General features: G+C 65.9%; 16 protein-coding genes. 12 read left to right on the top strand and 4 right to left on the bottom strand.

Translation table 11 applies throughout. The features are described 5' to 3' along the window. The 4 genes from OE647_RS17815 (at position 1) to OE647_RS17830 (ending at position 3,984) form a co-directional block, all read left to right on the top strand. Positions 1-1,116 carry a mandelate racemase/muconate lactonizing enzyme family protein gene (locus tag OE647_RS17815; protein ID WP_263723114.1) on the top strand — a complete coding sequence of 372 codons (1,116 nt, stop codon included), beginning with the start codon at positions 1-3 and terminating at the stop codon, positions 1,114-1,116. Then, positions 1,113-2,216: a mandelate racemase/muconate lactonizing enzyme family protein gene (locus tag OE647_RS17820; RefSeq protein WP_263723115.1), complete on the top strand. Its 1,104-nt coding sequence runs from the start codon at positions 1,113-1,115 to the stop codon at positions 2,214-2,216. Before OE647_RS17815 ends, OE647_RS17820 begins: the two co-directional genes overlap by 4 nt. Positions 2,217-2,225: 9 nt before the next feature. After that, the gene (locus tag OE647_RS17825; protein WP_263723116.1) at positions 2,226-3,500 is read left to right on the top strand and encodes an aspartate aminotransferase family protein; all 1,275 of its coding nucleotides are present in this window, start codon (positions 2,226-2,228) and stop codon (positions 3,498-3,500) included. A gap of 160 nt (positions 3,501-3,660) precedes the next feature. Beyond that, positions 3,661-3,984 carry a 2Fe-2S iron-sulfur cluster-binding protein gene (locus OE647_RS17830; RefSeq protein ID WP_263723117.1) on the top strand — a complete coding sequence of 108 codons (324 nt, stop codon included), beginning with the start codon at positions 3,661-3,663 and terminating at the stop codon, positions 3,982-3,984. A 15-nt stretch (positions 3,985-3,999) separates the two neighbouring features. Here OE647_RS17830 and OE647_RS17835 read toward each other — a convergent pair whose 3' ends face one another. Then, the gene (locus tag OE647_RS17835) at positions 4,000-4,659 is read right to left on the bottom strand and encodes a TetR family transcriptional regulator C-terminal domain-containing protein (protein ID WP_263723118.1); all 660 of its coding nucleotides are present in this window, start codon (positions 4,657-4,659) and stop codon (positions 4,000-4,002) included. Positions 4,660-4,794: 135 nt separating this feature from the next. Here OE647_RS17835 and OE647_RS17840 point away from each other — a divergent pair, with 135 nt between their 5' ends. The 7 genes from OE647_RS17840 to OE647_RS17870 all read left to right on the top strand — a co-directional run bounded on the left by OE647_RS17840 (position 4,795) and on the right by OE647_RS17870 (position 12,907). Further along, positions 4,795-5,655 carry an ABC transporter permease gene (locus OE647_RS17840; RefSeq protein WP_263723119.1) on the top strand — a complete coding sequence of 287 codons (861 nt, stop codon included), beginning with the start codon at positions 4,795-4,797 and terminating at the stop codon, positions 5,653-5,655. Then, positions 5,652-6,437, top strand: coding sequence for an ABC transporter permease (locus OE647_RS17845; protein WP_263723120.1), 786 nt, complete (start codon positions 5,652-5,654; stop codon positions 6,435-6,437). Before OE647_RS17840 ends, OE647_RS17845 begins: the two co-directional genes overlap by 4 nt. A gap of 6 nt (positions 6,438-6,443) precedes the next feature. Next, complete coding sequence (locus OE647_RS17850; protein ID WP_263723121.1) at positions 6,444-7,550, top strand: ABC transporter ATP-binding protein; 1,107 nt, start codon at positions 6,444-6,446, stop codon at positions 7,548-7,550. Positions 7,551-7,565: 15 nt separating this feature from the next. Beyond that, complete coding sequence (locus tag OE647_RS17855) at positions 7,566-8,624, top strand: ABC transporter substrate-binding protein (protein ID WP_263723122.1); 1,059 nt, start codon at positions 7,566-7,568, stop codon at positions 8,622-8,624. A 66-nt stretch (positions 8,625-8,690) separates the two neighbouring features. Beyond that, positions 8,691-10,745, top strand: coding sequence for an oxidoreductase (locus OE647_RS17860; RefSeq protein ID WP_263723123.1), 2,055 nt, complete (start codon positions 8,691-8,693; stop codon positions 10,743-10,745). Between the two features lie 13 nt (positions 10,746-10,758). Then, positions 10,759-12,327 carry a trimethylamine methyltransferase family protein gene (locus tag OE647_RS17865; protein WP_263723124.1) on the top strand — a complete coding sequence of 523 codons (1,569 nt, stop codon included), beginning with the start codon at positions 10,759-10,761 and terminating at the stop codon, positions 12,325-12,327. A gap of 109 nt (positions 12,328-12,436) precedes the next feature. After that, a complete protein-coding gene (locus OE647_RS17870; RefSeq protein WP_263723125.1) occupies positions 12,437-12,907 on the top strand; it encodes a nucleoside deaminase in 471 nt (156 codons plus the stop codon). 31 nt (positions 12,908-12,938) lie between these two features. On the opposite strand, the gene OE647_RS17875 is transcribed toward OE647_RS17870, so the two are convergent. Next, complete coding sequence (locus OE647_RS17875; RefSeq protein ID WP_263723126.1) at positions 12,939-13,391, bottom strand: YybH family protein; 453 nt, start codon at positions 13,389-13,391, stop codon at positions 12,939-12,941. A gap of 55 nt (positions 13,392-13,446) precedes the next feature. Beyond that, positions 13,447-14,514, bottom strand: a complete 1,068-nt coding sequence (locus tag OE647_RS17880) for a LysR family transcriptional regulator (protein ID WP_263723127.1) — start codon at positions 14,512-14,514, stop codon at positions 13,447-13,449. Between the two features lie 148 nt (positions 14,515-14,662). Between OE647_RS17880 and OE647_RS17885 the strand changes: the two genes are divergently transcribed. Beyond that, positions 14,663-15,073 (top strand): GFA family protein, encoded by a 411-nt coding sequence (locus tag OE647_RS17885; protein ID WP_263723128.1) that lies wholly within the window; start codon positions 14,663-14,665, stop codon positions 15,071-15,073. An 85-nt stretch (positions 15,074-15,158) separates the two neighbouring features. On the opposite strand, the gene OE647_RS17890 is transcribed toward OE647_RS17885, so the two are convergent. After that, complete coding sequence (locus OE647_RS17890) at positions 15,159-15,956, bottom strand: GNAT family N-acetyltransferase (protein ID WP_263723129.1); 798 nt, start codon at positions 15,954-15,956, stop codon at positions 15,159-15,161. Positions 15,957-16,044: the final 88 nt, after the last annotated feature.

Raw genomic sequence — 16,044 nt, forward strand, 5'->3', positions numbered from 1 at the left:
ATGAAGATCACGCGCATCACGGTCTGGGCGATCGACCTGCCGCTGTCGAAGCCCTACTGGCTTTCGGGCGGGCGGCTGAAGTTCGAGCGGCTCGACAGTACCTTCGTTCGGCTCGACACCGACGCGGGCATCAGCGGCTGGGGCGAGGGCTGCCCCTGGGGGACGACCTACCTGCCAGCCCACGGGACCGGCATCCGCGCCGGGATCGCGACGCTTGCCCCGGCGGTCCTCGGCCGCGATCCGAGGTCGCTGCGCGCGCTCAACGACGCGATGGACGTTCAGTTGCCCGGTCACCTCTACGTCAAGTCGGCGATCGACATGGCGGCCTGGGACATTCTGGGGCAAAGCGCCGGACTGCCGCTCTGGCAGCTTTTCGGGGGAACCGAGGCGGTGCCGGTCGCGGTGAATTCCTCGATCTCGACCGGCACGCCGGAGGAGATGATCGCCCTGATCCGCGAGGCGAGTGCAAAGGGGTACCGCACCCATTCCGCCAAGCTTGGCGGGCACGATATCGCGGCCGACATCGCCCGGATCGAGGCGATCAGCGCGGCCCTGCCCGCCGACGAAAAGGTCACCTACGACATCAACCGCGCCTGGACGCCGGGCGTTGCGGTGCAGGTTCTGAACTCGGTGGCCGCGCGCGACTGGGTGGAACAGCCCTGCGAAACGCTGGACCAATGCGCGCATGTGGCGCGCCGCGTCCGGAACCCGATCATGCTCGACGAGTGCCTGCACAGCTTCCAGGACCATCTGGACGCCTGGCGCCTTGGCGCCTGCGAAGGCGTCAAGGTCAAGCCGAACCGCGTGGGCGGCTTGACCAGGGCGCTGCAGATCCGCGACTTCGGCGTCTCGGTCGGCTGGCAGATGCATATCGAGGATCTGGGCGGCTCCGCGCTTGCCGATACAGCCGCGATCCACCTGGCCTCCGCCACGCCGACGGCCAACCGGCTGGCCAGTTGGCTCTGCCACTACCATCTGGCCGTTGACCCCGTGCCTGGGCAAGGCGCGCGCAACAATGGCGGCTTCGCGACGCCCCCCTCGGCGCCGGGGCTCGGCGTCATCCCCGAGGTCGCCCGGCTTGGCGATCCGGTCGCGGTCTATGAGGTCGAAGCATGAAGATCACCCGTCTCACGCTCTGGGAAGTGCCGCTGACGAGCCATGTCGCCTATCACATGGCGGGCGGCAAGACCTGCGATACGGTGACGTCGGTCCTCTTGCGGATTGACACCGATGCCGGCATTTCTGGCTGGGGGGAGGTCTGCCCGATCCCGCATTACCTGCCCGCCTATCCCGAAGGCGTGCGCCCGGCGATGGAATACCTAGCGCCGGTCCTGATCGGCGCCGATCCCGTCGGACCGGAGGTTCTGATGAGCCGTGCCGATGCCTGGCTTCAGGGCCACCCCTACGCCAAGTCGGCGCTTGACCTCGCGCTTTGGGACATCACCGGACAGGTCGCGGGCCTGCCGCTTCACGCGCTGCTGGGCGGGCGGCAGATGGCGGACATGCCGCTTTACCACTCGATCACCTGCATCGCCCCCGAAGAGATGGCGCGCATCGCGCGCGAGGCTCAGGCCGAGGGGATCGCGCAGTTCCAGGTCAAGCTGGGGGCGGATAACGACTGGCAGGCGGACGTGGCGCGCCTGCGTCTGGTGCGGGAGGCGGTGGGCGAGGGCCCGTTGGTCTACGGCGACTGGAACTGTGGCGCGACGCGGCTGGACGCGACGCGGGTGGGCAAGGCCCTCGCCGGGCGCGATATCATGCTGGAACAGCCCTGCGCGACGCTGGAGGAATGCGCCGCCGTCCGCGCCGCCACCGGCCTGCCGATGAAGATCGATGAAAACGGGCATGACACGGCCTCGCTCCTGAGGGCCTATGAGCTTGGCTGCATGGACGCGGTCGCGCTGAAACTGTCGAAGTTCGGCGGGCTGTCGCCGATGCGGCGGGCGCGCGACCTGTGCCTTCACCTCGGCGCGAAGATGTGCGTCGAGGACACCTGGGGATCGGACGTGACGACCGCCGCGCTCTTGCATCTGGCGGCCGCCACGCCGGAGCGGATGCTCCTGAACACCTGTGACCTTTCGGGCTATGTCGCGCCCCGTCTTGACCCGGGTGCGCCCGCGCGCAAGGCGGGCCGCATCGCACCGCCCGAGGGGCCGGGGCTGGGCGTGACGCCCGATCCGGCGACCCTCGGCCAACCCATCGCCATCATCGACTAGGAGACCAAGATGCTCGACAAGACCCCGATGCAGGCGCTCGCCGAACGGGCCCGCGCCGTCCTTCCCGCAGGCGGTTTCGGGAACTTCGACCCCTCGGTCTTCATCCGCGCGGGCAAGGGCTCGCGCGTGTGGGACGAGGATGGGCGCGAATATGTCGATTACCTGATCGGCTCGGGGCCGATGCTGCTGGGCCATGGCCATCCGGAGGTCCTTGACGCGGTGGCCGAACAACTGCCGAAGGGCATGACCTTCTTCGCCAACAACGCCCCCGGCATCGAACTGGCCGAGGAGATCTGCCGCGCCGTTCCCTGCGCCGAGCAATTGCGCTTCCTGACCTCGGGCGGCGAGGCCGACATGTACGCGATGCGCCTGGCCCGCGCCTTCACCGGCCGCGACAAGATCCTGAAGTTCGAGGGCGGCTATCACGGCATGTCCGCCGAGGCGCAGATGAGCCTTGCGCCGACGCGGCTGGTGAACTTCCCGCAAGCCGTGCCCGACAGCGCCGGCATCCCCGAGGCCGTGCGCGCCGAGATGCTGATCGCCCCTTTCAACGACCCGGACTACCTCGAAGACCTGCTGCGGGAACATGGCGACCAGATCGCCGGGATCATCGTGGAGCCCCTGCAGCGCATCATCCCGCCGGCGCCGGGCTTCCTTCAGGCGGTGCGCGATCTTTGCGACCGTTACGGCATCGTGCTGATCTTCGATGAGGTCGTGACCGGCTTCCGCTTCGCCTATGGCGGCGCGCAGGAGGCTTATGGCGTGACGCCCGACCTTTGCACGTTGGGCAAGATCATCGGCGGTGGCTTTCCGCTGGCGGCGGTCGCGGGCCGCAAGGCCATCCTGGACCATTTCGACAAGGCCATCGTCGGCGCCGACCGCTGGCTGATGATGCTCGGCACGCTGTCGGGCAACCCGGTCGCCGCCGTGGCGGGCCTCAAGACGATGGAGGTGCTGCGCCGCGATGGCGCCTATGACCGGCTCAACGCCAATGGCGCGCGGCTGATGGCGATGTTTGAAGGGCATCTTTCGGCGGCAGGCGTGGCGCACCGCATCATCGGGCACCCGACGCTTTTCGACGTCGTCTTCACCGAGCGGGAGGTGCGCAACTACCGCGACGTTCAGGCCGCGGACGCGGGCAAGAACGCGAAGTTCAACGCGGTCCTGCGAGAGAATGGCGTCTTCAAGTCGCCCGGCAAGGTCTATCCGAGCCTCGCCCTTACTGAAGCCGACTTCGTCCTGACCGAGGCCGCCATCGCCCGGGCCGCCGAGGCGATCGCCTGAAGGGGGCGTGAACCCCGGATGCGATGAGATCGATGAAATGAAGGCTCCGGCATCCGTTACGCGGGTGACTGACAGCGCCGGGGCAATTCGGAACCGCGTCGGCTCGGTCCGCTCGGGCCGCCGCTCTCCCTGACCACACCGACAAAGGCTGAGACTAACGATGGCGAAAATCACCTATATCGAGCACTGCGGCAAATCCCATGTCGTGGAGGTTGCAACCGGCCAGACGGTCATGGAAGGCGCGCGCGACAACGGCATTCCGGGGATCGAGGCCGATTGCGGCGGTGCCTGCGCCTGTTCCACCTGCCATGTCTACGTCGATGGCGCCTGGTTGGACCGGCTGCCCGCCAAGGCGATGCTGGAGGAGGACATGCTCGACTTCGCCCATGAGCCCGATCCGGAGCGGTCCCGGCTCACCTGCCAGATCACGGTGACGGAAGCCCTTGATGGCCTTGTCGTACGGATGCCGGAAAGGCAGATCTGAGGGGCAGGGCGCGGATCAGGCCGCGAAGTGGTCGGGAAAGAGCGCGGCCAGGAAGCGGCAGACGATGCGGACCGCGGTTTCGCGGGAAAAGGCGTTGGGATGGGCCATGTAGTCGATCCACATGCCCTCCAGCAGCGCCAAGGTGCCGAGCGTGATTTCGTTGGCGACCATCGTGCTTTCACTTCTGTGGCCGCCGGTCATGAGCAACGCGCTGAAAGCGTTGAAGATGAGCGCGCGCAGGCGCGCGTCGCGCGTGTTGGAATAGCCCGCGATGGCGGCGTTTGTGCGCGCCTCGCCGCGCAGGGCGTGCCAGATCGCCGAGGATCGGGTGGTCAGGATCTGTTCTGAAAGGTCGGCACGGATGACGGCTAGGATGGTGGCGCGCGGATCGCCTGCCGCCGTGGCGATCTGGCGTTCCATCTCGGCATAGTAGACATCCGAAAAGGCCGCCGCAGCCGCCGTCAGCAGATTGTCCTTGCCGCCGAAATGCAGGTGGATCATCCCGCGCGACACGCCGGCGCGCTCGATGATCCGGCTGACGGTCGTTTCGGCAATGCCATCCTCGGCAATCGAATCGAGCGTGGCGTCGATCAGCGCCTTCCTGCTGCGCTCGGCGTCGCGGGTCGCGGAGGCGGCGGGCCGGCTGCCGGGATCATTTTCACCTTTGGGCGTCAATGCGTTGAGCTTTCTGCGCAGATTGGCGTTGGCGTGGCTGTAAAGCAGATATTGACACGCGAGGCGCGCTCGAACAATGCTAAATGGACGATCGTCCATTAAACGAACCGCAAAGAGACGCGGCAGGGAGGGGCATTGATCCGCTTGCGAAGCGAGACCGCAAAAGGCGTGGCGCTGAGCGCGCCCGCGACGCTTTATGTGGGTTTCCTTGTCGCGGCGCCTCTGGTCATCCTCGTCACCTATTCGATGTGGACGCAGAGCTATGTCACCATCGACAAGACGCTGACGCTGGCCAACTACCGCGAGGCGCTGACCGACCCGTTGGTCCGGCTCCTGATGCTCCGCTCGATCCTGATCGCGGCGGCGGTGACGGTCGCGACGGTGGCCTTGGCCTATCCCATCGCCTACTTCATCGCGATGAAGGCGCAGCGCAAGACGCTGTGGCTTTTGCTGATCACCATCCCCTTCTGGTCGAGCTATCTTCTGCGCGTCTTCGCGTGGAAACTGATCCTGGGGTTCAACGGGGTCATGAACTCCGCGCTGCTGGCGGTGGGGGTGATCCAGGAACCGCTGACCTTCCTGCTTTACAACGAGTTCGCGGTGGTGCTGACGCTGGCGCATGCCTGGGCGCCCTTCGCGATCCTGCCGATCTATGTTTCGCTTCAGAAGATCGACCCACAGCTTCTGGAGGCCGCGACCGATCTCGGCAACGGCGGGCTTGAGCGGTTCCTGCGCGTGACCCTGCCGCTGACGGTGCCGGGGATCGTCGCGGCCTGCCTGATCATCTTCATTCCGACCGTGGGGGACTATGTGACGCCATCGCTGGTGGGCGGGTCCGACGGGAAGATGATTGCCAACCTGATCCAGGTGCAGTTCGGGGCCGCCAACAACTGGCCGCTGGGGGCGACGCTTTCGTTGCTGGCCATGCTCGCCGTCGGGTTCGCGGCCATCGTCTTCGTGCTCTCCGCCACCGGGTTGGGGAGGCGGATCAGATGACGCGGCCAAGCGGGTTGACGATCTATGCCATGCTCTATCTGGCATTCCTGTACCTGCCGGTGCTGGTCCTGCCGCTCTTTTCGTTCAACGACGGCACAATCGTGGCCTTCCCGATCAAGGGCTGGACGCTCGACTGGTACCGCCAGCTTGGCGCGCAGGAGACGCTGCTGAGCGCGCTTGGGAACAGCCTGATCGTGGGGCTGATCTCGGCGATGCTGGCAACCTCGATGGGGCTTTTCGCGGCACGCGCCTATGTGCGCTACCGGTTTCGCGGCAAGGAAGCCTCGGAAGGGCTGGTGATGTTGCCGCTGGTGGTGCCGGGGATCATCGTGGCGTCCTCGATGCTGGTACTGTTCATCTCTCTGGGGCTGAAGCCGTCGCTGACGGCGGTGATCCTGGGGCACACCTTTCTGGCGCTGCCGTTTTCGGTTTCGATCATGAAATCGGCCTTCGACGATTTCGACGTGTCGCTCGAAGAGGCGGCGTTCGATCTCGGCTCAAGCGCGGTGGAGGCCTTCCGTCGGGTGACGCTGCCCATCGTGGCGCCGGGGATCGTGTCCAGCCTGCTGGTGACGTTTACGGTCAGCTTCGACGAATTCGTGCTGGCGTTCTTCCTTTCGGGCAACGACCCGACGCTGCCCGTCTATATCTGGAGCCAGATCCGCTTCCCGGCGAAGCTGCCCAATACGCTGGCGCTGGGATCGCTGCTGCTGCTTGCGTCGATCCTGCTTCTGGTGGTGGCCGAATACTTCCGGCGCCGCTCTTCGAAATCGACGATGTGAGGCCCAATGTCAGACGTGAACATCATCCAGCTCGTCGATGTCGAGAAAAGTTTCGGGAGCTTCACCGCCGTCTCGAACCTGTCGCTGGACCTGAAACAGGGTGAGTTCTTTTCGCTGCTGGGGCCGTCAGGCTGCGGCAAGACGACGGCGCTGAGGATGATCGCCGGGTTTCAGGACCCGACCCGCGGCCGCATCCTGATCGACGGCCAGAACATGGAGGACGTGCCGGCGAACCGGCGGCCGACCAACATGGTGTTCCAGTCCTACGCGATCTTTCCGCATCTGAACGTGGGCGACAACGTCAGCTACGGGCTGCGCCATCGCGGTATCGCCCGGGCCGAGATCGACGCCCGCGTGTCCGAGGCGCTGGCGATGGTCGAACTGGGCGGGCTTCAGAAGCGCCGCGCGACCGAACTGTCGGGCGGTCAGCGCCAACGCGTGGCTTTGGCGCGGGCGCTGGTGATGCGCCCGAAGGTTCTGTTGCTGGATGAGCCGCTCTCGGCGCTGGACAAGAAGCTGCGCGAACAGATGCAGTTCGAGATGCGGCACCTGCAGCGCAGTCTGGGCATCACCTTCGTGATGGTGACGCATGACCAGTACGAAGCGATGACGATGTCGGACCGGATCGGGGTCATGTTCAAAGGGCGGCTGGTGCAGGTCGATGCGCCGGCGGTGCTTTACGCCCGGCCGCGCAACCGCGAGGTCGCCTCCTTCATCGGAGAGATGAATTTCCTGGCCGCCGAGGTGATCGGGGAGGATGCCGGAACCTTGACGGTCAAGACACCCTGTTTCGCGCCGCTGAAAATCGCGCGCAACCCCAATGCAGTTGGCTACGGCAACCACATTCTGACCGGCATCCGGCCAGAGCAGCTGGCGATCGGGCGGGCCGCGCCCGAGGGCTACGACGCCACCGTCGAAGGCCAGGTCGGCGACGTCGCCTTTTACGGGGAAAATGTTCATTACCACGTCCGGGTGCCGGGTGTGGACCGGCCGATGGCGGTGTCGGTGCCGAACTATTTCCACACCGTCGATTACGCGCGCGGCGATAAGGTCTGGCTGGGGGTGCAGGGCGCCTCGGTGATCGATCTGGGAAGCGAAGACACTGAAATCTGACGAGGGAGAAGCGATATGAAACGATACAAACTGGGTGCCGCGACGCTTGCGGCGACACTTGCAGCAGGGGCGGCGCTGGCCGGGGGGGCAGACCTCCAGGTCTTCGACTGGTCGGGCTATGAGGACCAGGGGTTCTTTGCCGACTACATGTCGAAATACAGCGAGGCGCCGTCCTATACCTTCTTCGGCAGCCAGGAGGAGGCCTATACCAAGCTGCAATCGGGCTTCACCGCCGATCTGGCGCATCCCTGCTCGGACGCGGTGCGCAAATGGGTTGCCGCGGACCTGCTGGTGCCGCTCGACCCCGCGAAGCTGACGAACTGGGATGCGATGTTGCCCGAGATCAAGGAGGTCGATGGCATCCAGATCGACGGTCAGCTCTGGATGATGCCGTTCGAATGGGGCAACACCGGGTTGATCTACCGCACCGACAAGATCGGCGACGACGAGATCACGTTGCAACTGCTGGCCGACCCGCGCTTCGAGGGCAAGGTGGCAATCCCCGATGCGGCCTCCTCGGCCTATGCGCTGGCCTCGCTCGCCACCGGAAACGCTGCCGATTACACCCATCTCAGCGACGAACAGTTCCAGGCCGCCTCGGATTACCTGCGCCAGGTGCATCCGAACGTGCGCTTCTACTGGTCGGATGCCGGGCAGCTGGATCAGGCCATGGCGTCGGGCGAGCTGGAGATGGGCTGGGCCTGGAACCAGTCCGAGTTGAACCTGATCTGGAACGACACGCCCGCCAAGATGATGCGCGATATCGACAAGGGCATCGCCACCTGGGTCTGCGGCTACGTGCGGTTGAAAAGCTCGACCGCGTCGGATGAACAGGTCTATGACCTCCTGAACGCGCTCTCCCAGCCCGACAGCGGCAAGTACATCATCGAAAGCTGGGGCTATCCGCATGCCAACGCCGAAGCGTTCAAGATCGCGGACCAGGACCTGATCAAGCAATACGGCTTCGATGATCCCAAGAGCTTCTTCGAAGGCTCGCTGTTCTTCGACGCCGTCGATCCGCCGCTGGAAGCCAAGATGCTGAAGGAATTCGAACGCATCAAGGCCGGTTTCTGACCGGACCACGGGCCGCGCCCCGGGCGCGGCCCATCAATATCCCCCTGAAGTCACAAAGGCGCACGCATGGTCGAGGCGGGCAGGTATTCTTTGCTTTTCGAACCGGTGAGGATCGGGCCGGTGACGGCGCGCAACCGGTTCTATCAGGTGCCCCACTGCAATGGGCTGGGCCACGCGCGCCCACAGGCCGAAGCGGCCATGCGCGCGATGAAGGCCGAGGGCGGTTGGGCGGTGGTCTCGAACCAGGAGACCGAGATTCACCCGACATCGGACCTGTCGCCCTATGCGGAGGGGCGGCTTTGGGACGCGCGCGACATCCCGGCGCTGCGATTGATGACGGAGGCGGTGCATGACAAGGGGGCACTCGCCGCGATCGAGCTGGCGCATAACGGCCCCCATGCACTCAACCAGATGAGCCGGGCGCCGATCCTGGCGCCCTCGGACATGGCCGCCGAGAACCTGATCCCGCGGCAAGCGCGGGCGATGGACAAGGCCGATATCCGCGATCTGCGCCGCTGGCACCGGGCGGCGGCGTTGCGGGCACGCGATGCCGGGTTCGACATCGTCTATGTCTTTGCCGGGCACTACATGACCTTGCCACATCAGTTCCTGCTGCCGCACTTGAATGACCGGACCGACGAATATGGCGGCAGCCTGGAAAACCGCCTGCGCCTGACGCGGGAACTGCTGGAAGAGACGAAGGCGGCGGTGGGCGACCGCTGCGCGGTGGCGCTGCGCTTCGCGGTTGATGAGATGCTTGGCGCGGACGGCATGCAGGCCGCCGAAGAGGGCCGCGCCGTGATCGAGATGCTGGCCGATCTGCCCGACCTTTGGGACGTGAACGTCGCGGGCTGGCCAAACGACAGCGCGACGACGCGGTTTCGGCCCGAGGACGGGTACCAGACCGACTACATCTCCTTCGTGAAGCAGGTGACGCGAAAGCCGGTAGTTGGGGTTGGGCGGTTCACCTCGCCCGACATGATGGTGTCCCTGGTGAAGAAGGGTGTTCTTGACTTCATCGGCGCGGCGCGGCCCTCGATCGCCGACCCGTTCCTGCCGAAGAAGATCGAGGAAGGCCGGATCGAGGAAATCCGCGAGTGCATCGGCTGCAATATCTGTGTCAGCGCCGACACCCAGGGGGTGCCGATTCGCTGCACGCAGAACCCGACGATGGGCGAGGAATGGCGGCGCGGCTGGCACCCGGAGGTGATCCCGCCCGCATCGAGCAGGTCCGAAGTGCTGGTGATCGGCGCCGGACCCGCAGGACTGGAATCCGCGCTGCAACTGGCCCGGCGGGGCCATGACGTTACACTGGCCGAGGCGGAGGAAGCGCCGGGGGGGCGCGTGCTGCGCGAAAGCCGCCTGCCGGGGCTTGGCGCCTGGCGCAGGGTCGCAGACCACCGGATCCATCACCTGCGGCAGATGGGCAATGTGCAGATGTTCATGCAGAGCCCGATGACGGCGCAGAGCGTGGCCGAGCTGGGGATTTCCCACGTCTTCGTGGCCTCCGGGGCGCGCTGGCGGTCGGATGGCGTGGGCCGGACGACACGGCGCAAGCCGCCTGCGATTTCTGCGCGTGCGCGGGTGTTCACACCCGATGACATCATGGACGGGCGTCTGCCGCAGGGGCGTGTCGCGGTTTATGACGATGACCAGATCTACCTAGCGGGCGTATTGGCGGAGGCCCTGGCGCTTTCGGGATGCGCGGTGACCTTCGTGACCCCGGCCAGCGTGGTCTCCCCCTTCACGCAGCTGACGCTCGAACAGGCGCGGGTGCAGGCCCGGCTGATCGACCTCGGGGTCGATATCCGCTGCAACCGGCAGCTGGCCGGGCTTGAGGAGGACGCGCTGCGGCTGGCATGCGTCTATTCCGGGCGTGAAGAAGAACACGCCTGCGACGCGGCCGTGCTGGTGACCGAGCGCCAGCGCAACGTCGCGCTCCACGAGGCGCTCAAGGCCCAGGGCCTGGAGACACTCGAACTGATCGGCGATGCGGCGGGGCCGGGGCTTATCGCCGATGCGGTTTACGCCGGGCACATGGCGGCGCGAAATTTCGGGCGCGACGCCGACAAGATCGAGCTGGAATGGTTCCGGCGCGAGATCACTTCCCTGGCCTTGTGAGAGGGTGATGCGGATGAGCGAGAACATGGATCGGAGATCAAACCGTGGCGGGCGCGCCGCACGTCTGGCGGCCCGCGCGTCGTCGACCGGAAACGAGGCGATCCGCGCGGGCCTTGCCGGCGGGCGCTACAAGCCGTTGACCGACGCGGACATGGCACGCATCCACGATGCGGCGTTGACCATTCTTGCCCGCACCGGGCTGTCCGATCACACGCAGGAGCTTTGCGATCTGGTTCTGCCGAAGGGGGCGGAGCTGAACGAATTCGGGAGGCTGTGCTTTCCCCGCGCGCTGATGGAGGATCTGCTCTCGGGCACGGCCAGCGAATATTACGTCCACGCCCGTGGCGACCGGGCGGGCCGGGATGACATGCACTGCACCGCGCAGAACGTCTACTTCGTCAATTCCGGTACTGCGGTCACGACTTATGAGGCCGAAAGCCAAAGCTATCGCCCCTCGACGCTGCGCGACATTTACGACTTCACCCGGCTGGTCGACCGGCTGGACAACATCCACATGCTGGGCGACACCGTGCTGGCGACGGACGTGACCGACGACTACCGGCACGACATGAACATGGTCTACGCGCTTCTTGCGGGCAGCCAGAAGCCCGCCTGCCTGACCTTTCGTCACCGCAGCCACATCCCCCATGCAATCCGCATGTTCGACCTTGCCTCGGGGGGCGAGGGCAGCTTCATGAAGGCGCCCTCGGTGGTGTTCGGCGGCTGCCCGGTGGTCTCGCCGCTGAGGTTCGGGCGTGAGAACCTCGAACTGATGATCGACACCGCCAAGCTGGGGCTGGTGATCGATCTGGCCGTGCCGCCCCAGGCTGGTGCCACGGCGCCGGCAACACTGGCCGGGACGCTGGCACAGGCGGTGGCCGAGACGCTTGCCTGCGTCGCGATTTCGAACCTGATCACGCCCGGCGTGCCGGTGACCTTTGCCGCCTGGCCCTTCATCACCGACCTGCGCACCGGGTCCTTTACCGGCGGCTCGGGCGAACAGGCGCTGATCGGGGCGGCGTCGATCCAGATGGGGAAGTTCTACAACCTGCCCACGTCGGTGGGCTGCGGGATGACCGACGCCAAGCTGCCGGACGCGCAGTACGGGTTGGAAAAGGCGTTGACGATCGCGCTGGCGGCGCATGCCGGGGGCAACCGTTTGTGCGAGGTCGGCGGCATGCTCGGCAGCCTGATGGGGTGCAGTTTCGAAAGCATGGTGATCGACGACGAGGCCTGCGGGATGGTGGCGCGGACGCTGCGCGGGATCGAGGTCTCCGACGAGACGCTGGCGGTGGACGTGATCCACGAAAGCGCGACAGGGCCCGGCCACTTCCTCGGCAACGCGCATACCTTGGACCATATGAATACAGAGTTCGTCTATCCTGACCTCATGGACCGCGAACGCACCGATACCTGGGAGCGCGAGGGCAAGACCGACCTGATGGCACGCGCGCGGGAAAAGTCGCAGGCAATCCTTGGCGCGCATTTCCCCAACTATTTCGGCGCCGCCGACGCGCAGGTCCGCGCCGACTTCCCGATCCTGCTGGATGCCGACGCGATGAAGCGGCCGGCCGGGGCGTGATCGGGCACGCGCGCCGAAACAGGGGATAGACACATTGGCCGCGCTAGGGGACACTCGGCGCCGGGCTTAGGAGTGTGCGACGACATAGGCCCATCCAGCGGAGGCGGCGATGAGGAGCGATACCGAATACCTGCGCCGCGCCATCGCGGTGGCTGCCGAAAGCCGCGCCGCTGGCAATCATCCCTTCGGCGCGCTCCTCGTCGGGCCGGGGGGCGAGGTTCTTCTGTCCTCGGGCAACACCTATGCGCGCGACCGCGGCGTCGGACATGCGGAGGCAAACGTGGCCCGCGCGGCGGCGCAGCAGTATGACCCGGCCTTTCTGGAGCGCTGCACGCTCGTGACCTCGGTCGAGCCCTGCTGCATGTGCGCCGGGGCCTGCTACTGGGCCGGCATCGGCACCGTCGTCTATGGGCTCAGCGAAAAGCGGCTGGCCGAACTGACCGGCGACAACCCGGAAAACCTGACCCTCGATCTGAGCTGCCACCAGGTCTTCGCCGCCGGGCGGCGCCCGGTGGCGGTACGTGGCCCTTTCCCGGAACTGGAAGACGAGATCGCGGAAGGTCACAGGGATTTCTGGTAACGCGGCCCGGTTAGGCCGGGGGCGAGGGCGCTCAGCCCGGTGGGTCGTCGTTCCAGATGTCCCGATGCAGCTCCCACACGCCGTCCGCATTGCGCTTCCAGATGATGAGGTACTTGCCCGTGGGCATCATGGTTCCCCCGTTTCCGTCCGGCACCGAAACCCGCCAGTTGCCGACGTCGATCGCGGTATCGCCCAGCACGTCAAGGTCGGTGGACACGACGGTCAGATTCGATACGCCAGCTTCGAACGCGCCGCCCCAATACCCGGCAATACCCTCGCGGCCGTCGATGCGCGGCGCGTTCGGCGGCAGAAGGATGGCGTTTTCCGAATAGTGCGAAGCCGCAGCCGCCCCGTCGCCAGAGTTGAACCCCGCCAGAAATGCCTCCCCCGCGGCAGCCAGTTCCGGGTGGCTATCGGCCTGCGCCGCGACCCCGGCCAGGATTGATCCCATGATTGCGGCAGCTCCGACTGTCCAATGTCTCATACCACTCTCCCTTGATGGTGCGCCCCTTCCGGGGCCAACAGATCGCGCCCGGCGGTCAGGAACCCGCGTCAGAAACGGCAGTGAAGGGCCCGAAAACCACTTCGGCGCGGCCACGCGCCGGTTTCCCGGGCGCTGATGATGCTACCACATCGCGCGCGATCGAGAAACTTCGGGACACTGACCTCGGGTCGGGGCCGCCCGAACCGCACCCCGGCGCTTGGCCTTTCTGACCGGCCGGACGAGCCGCCGATACGGTTTGCGCCTTTGAGCGCAGCCATCTCACAAAGGCTCTGACATCGGGCCGCTGGTCCCTCGCTTGCAGGTCCAGGTGGTAGACGCCGAACAACGGCTCCGAGGCCAGTTCGACCACCTGCCCTTGTGCCAGATCGTCCAGGAAAAAGGCCCGCGCCGTATAGGTGATGCCATCGCCGCGCCGGACCGCCGACATGATGAGATTGCCGGGCATGTGGTTGACGGTCGGGGGCTGTTCGGGGACCACGCCGTGACGGGCGAGCCAGTCCGCGACCTCGTTCGTTCCCAGTTCCTGCAACCACGGCAGGTCCACCAGGCGCGCCGGATCGGGCAGGTCCCGGCCTCCGACGACCGACGGCGCGCCGATCACGATCATGTCCGTGATCAGGACCGCGTCGATCTCCGGCCCCGACCTGCGGCTGTCACAATAGCGGATCGCCACGTCGATGCCGCCGGGGCGCAGTTCCATCACCTCCGAGGTCGGGTTGATCATCAATGTGACCTCGGGATGCGCCTCTTGAAACTCGGAAAGCCTCGGCAGCAGCCATTCCACCGCGAAGGCGGGGGAGGTGGTGATCTGCACCGGACGATGCGCGGCCGCTTCGGCCAGCCGCTCGACGCCCGCGCGCATGATGTCGAAGCCGGTGGCAAGATCCCGCGCCAGGCGGGCGCCCGCATCCGTCAGTTCGATGCCCCGCCCCAACCGAGAAACCAGCGCAACGCCAAGCCGCTTCTCCAGCGCCCTGACCTGCTGGCTGACGGCGGCCTGGGTCACGTTCAGACGCCCCGCGGCCAGCGTGTAGCTGCGCGTCTCGGCGACGGCAGTAAACGCTCTCAGGCTGTTCAAGGGCGGCAGGCTTGTCCAGTCCATATGATAGAATTTCTAATGTATCCTCAGGATAAATGAGTCGCATGGGAAGGGCGTTCTGGCAATAGTGATGGCGCAGCAACTTGCATCTATGGCCGGTTCCAGCCGCAAATTGGGATCACTTTCACCAGCAAACGAGGTGGCGCAAAAAATGGAAAAACATAACGGCGGATGCTATTGCGGCGCGGTCCGCTTCCAGATCACCGGCCTGCCGCTCTGGTCCGGGCATTGCCACTGCCGATCTTGCCAGCAGGCGCTTGGCGGCGCTTTCGTCACCTGGGCCAAGGTCGCGGCGAAGGACTTTGACGTCACCAAGGGCGTGATCAAGACAATCCGGAAAACGCCGGGCATCGCGCGGGGATTCTGCGGGGATTGCGGCACGACCCTGACCTATTCCGCCGAAACCGAGGTCGCCGGACAGGACTGGAGCGCCGACGCCTGGTTCGCCGCCGCCACGCTGGATGATCCCTCGATCGTCGAACCGAAGGCGCATGTCTTCGTTTCGCATCAGCAGCCCTGGATCAAGCTTGCGGACGGGCTTCCGGCGTCTGAGGAGTTCTGATCCGTCCAAACGCGAGAGCCGACCGAGAGGGCGCGCTGCACGCCGCCATCCTTGTCCCCGGGAAAGGTGGAACTGGCGCGCTCGCTCAAACCGCCTCGTTCTGAAGGAAAAGCTCGTACGCATGGACCTTCGAGAATCCGAGGCGCTCGTAGACCGGACGCCCCATGTCGGTCGCTTGCAAGACGGCATGCCTTGCGCCCCGCCGTCTCCCTTCGGCCATTGCGTGATGCGTCATGACCGTGCCGATCCCGCGTCGTCTTGCCTCGGGCAAGGTGGCAACCGCGTAGATGCCCGCGAGACCGGCGGCCATCACGAGCGAACTGACCGCCACCGGCTCCCCGTCGAGATATCCCACATAGCGCGGCTGGCTTTCGAACCGGTCCTCGGGGATCGCTGCTTCGCAGCGGCTCATCGCCTCCCGGACATCGTCTGCGAGCTCGAAGGCGTTGCAGGTCAGCCAGGCCCAGCCATGAAGCCCGGTCCGGCCCTCGGCCTCCCGAACCGTCAGCCCCTCGACCTTCGGCGCGTCGGGCAATGCCGAGAGGTCCATGAGCAGTGCCGGGTCGCGTCCTTCCCGCTCAAGGCCGGCGGCGGTCAGGCGGTCCCTGACAGCATCGGATGCGGCAACCGCGCTTAGCCGCCAGAGGACGGGCGTCCCGCGTTCCTCGATACTCTTTCCGGCGCTTTCCAAGGCACGATCGACGGTGCCCGGTGCATCCGTCGTCAGGTTGACCGAGTTGAACAGGCAATGTGGAATGGGTGTGTAGAGGCAGACCGCGCCGGGAAAGCGTTCGTACCGCGATCCATCGGCCAAGGCGTATGCGCCCCAGTAGGCCACAAGGTTCTCGTCCATCCTTGCGAGAAGCTCTGCATCCGGTTGCATGTCTGACCCCCATCCATCGGTCACGCCCGGTCGTCCTCTGCAATCCTACATCAAGCCCGTCCGAGTCCGGAGATCTTTCCCGGGAAGG

The organism is Albidovulum sediminicola, assembly GCF_025751575.1.
GTDB lineage: Bacteria > Pseudomonadota > Alphaproteobacteria > Rhodobacterales > Rhodobacteraceae > Albidovulum > Albidovulum sediminicola.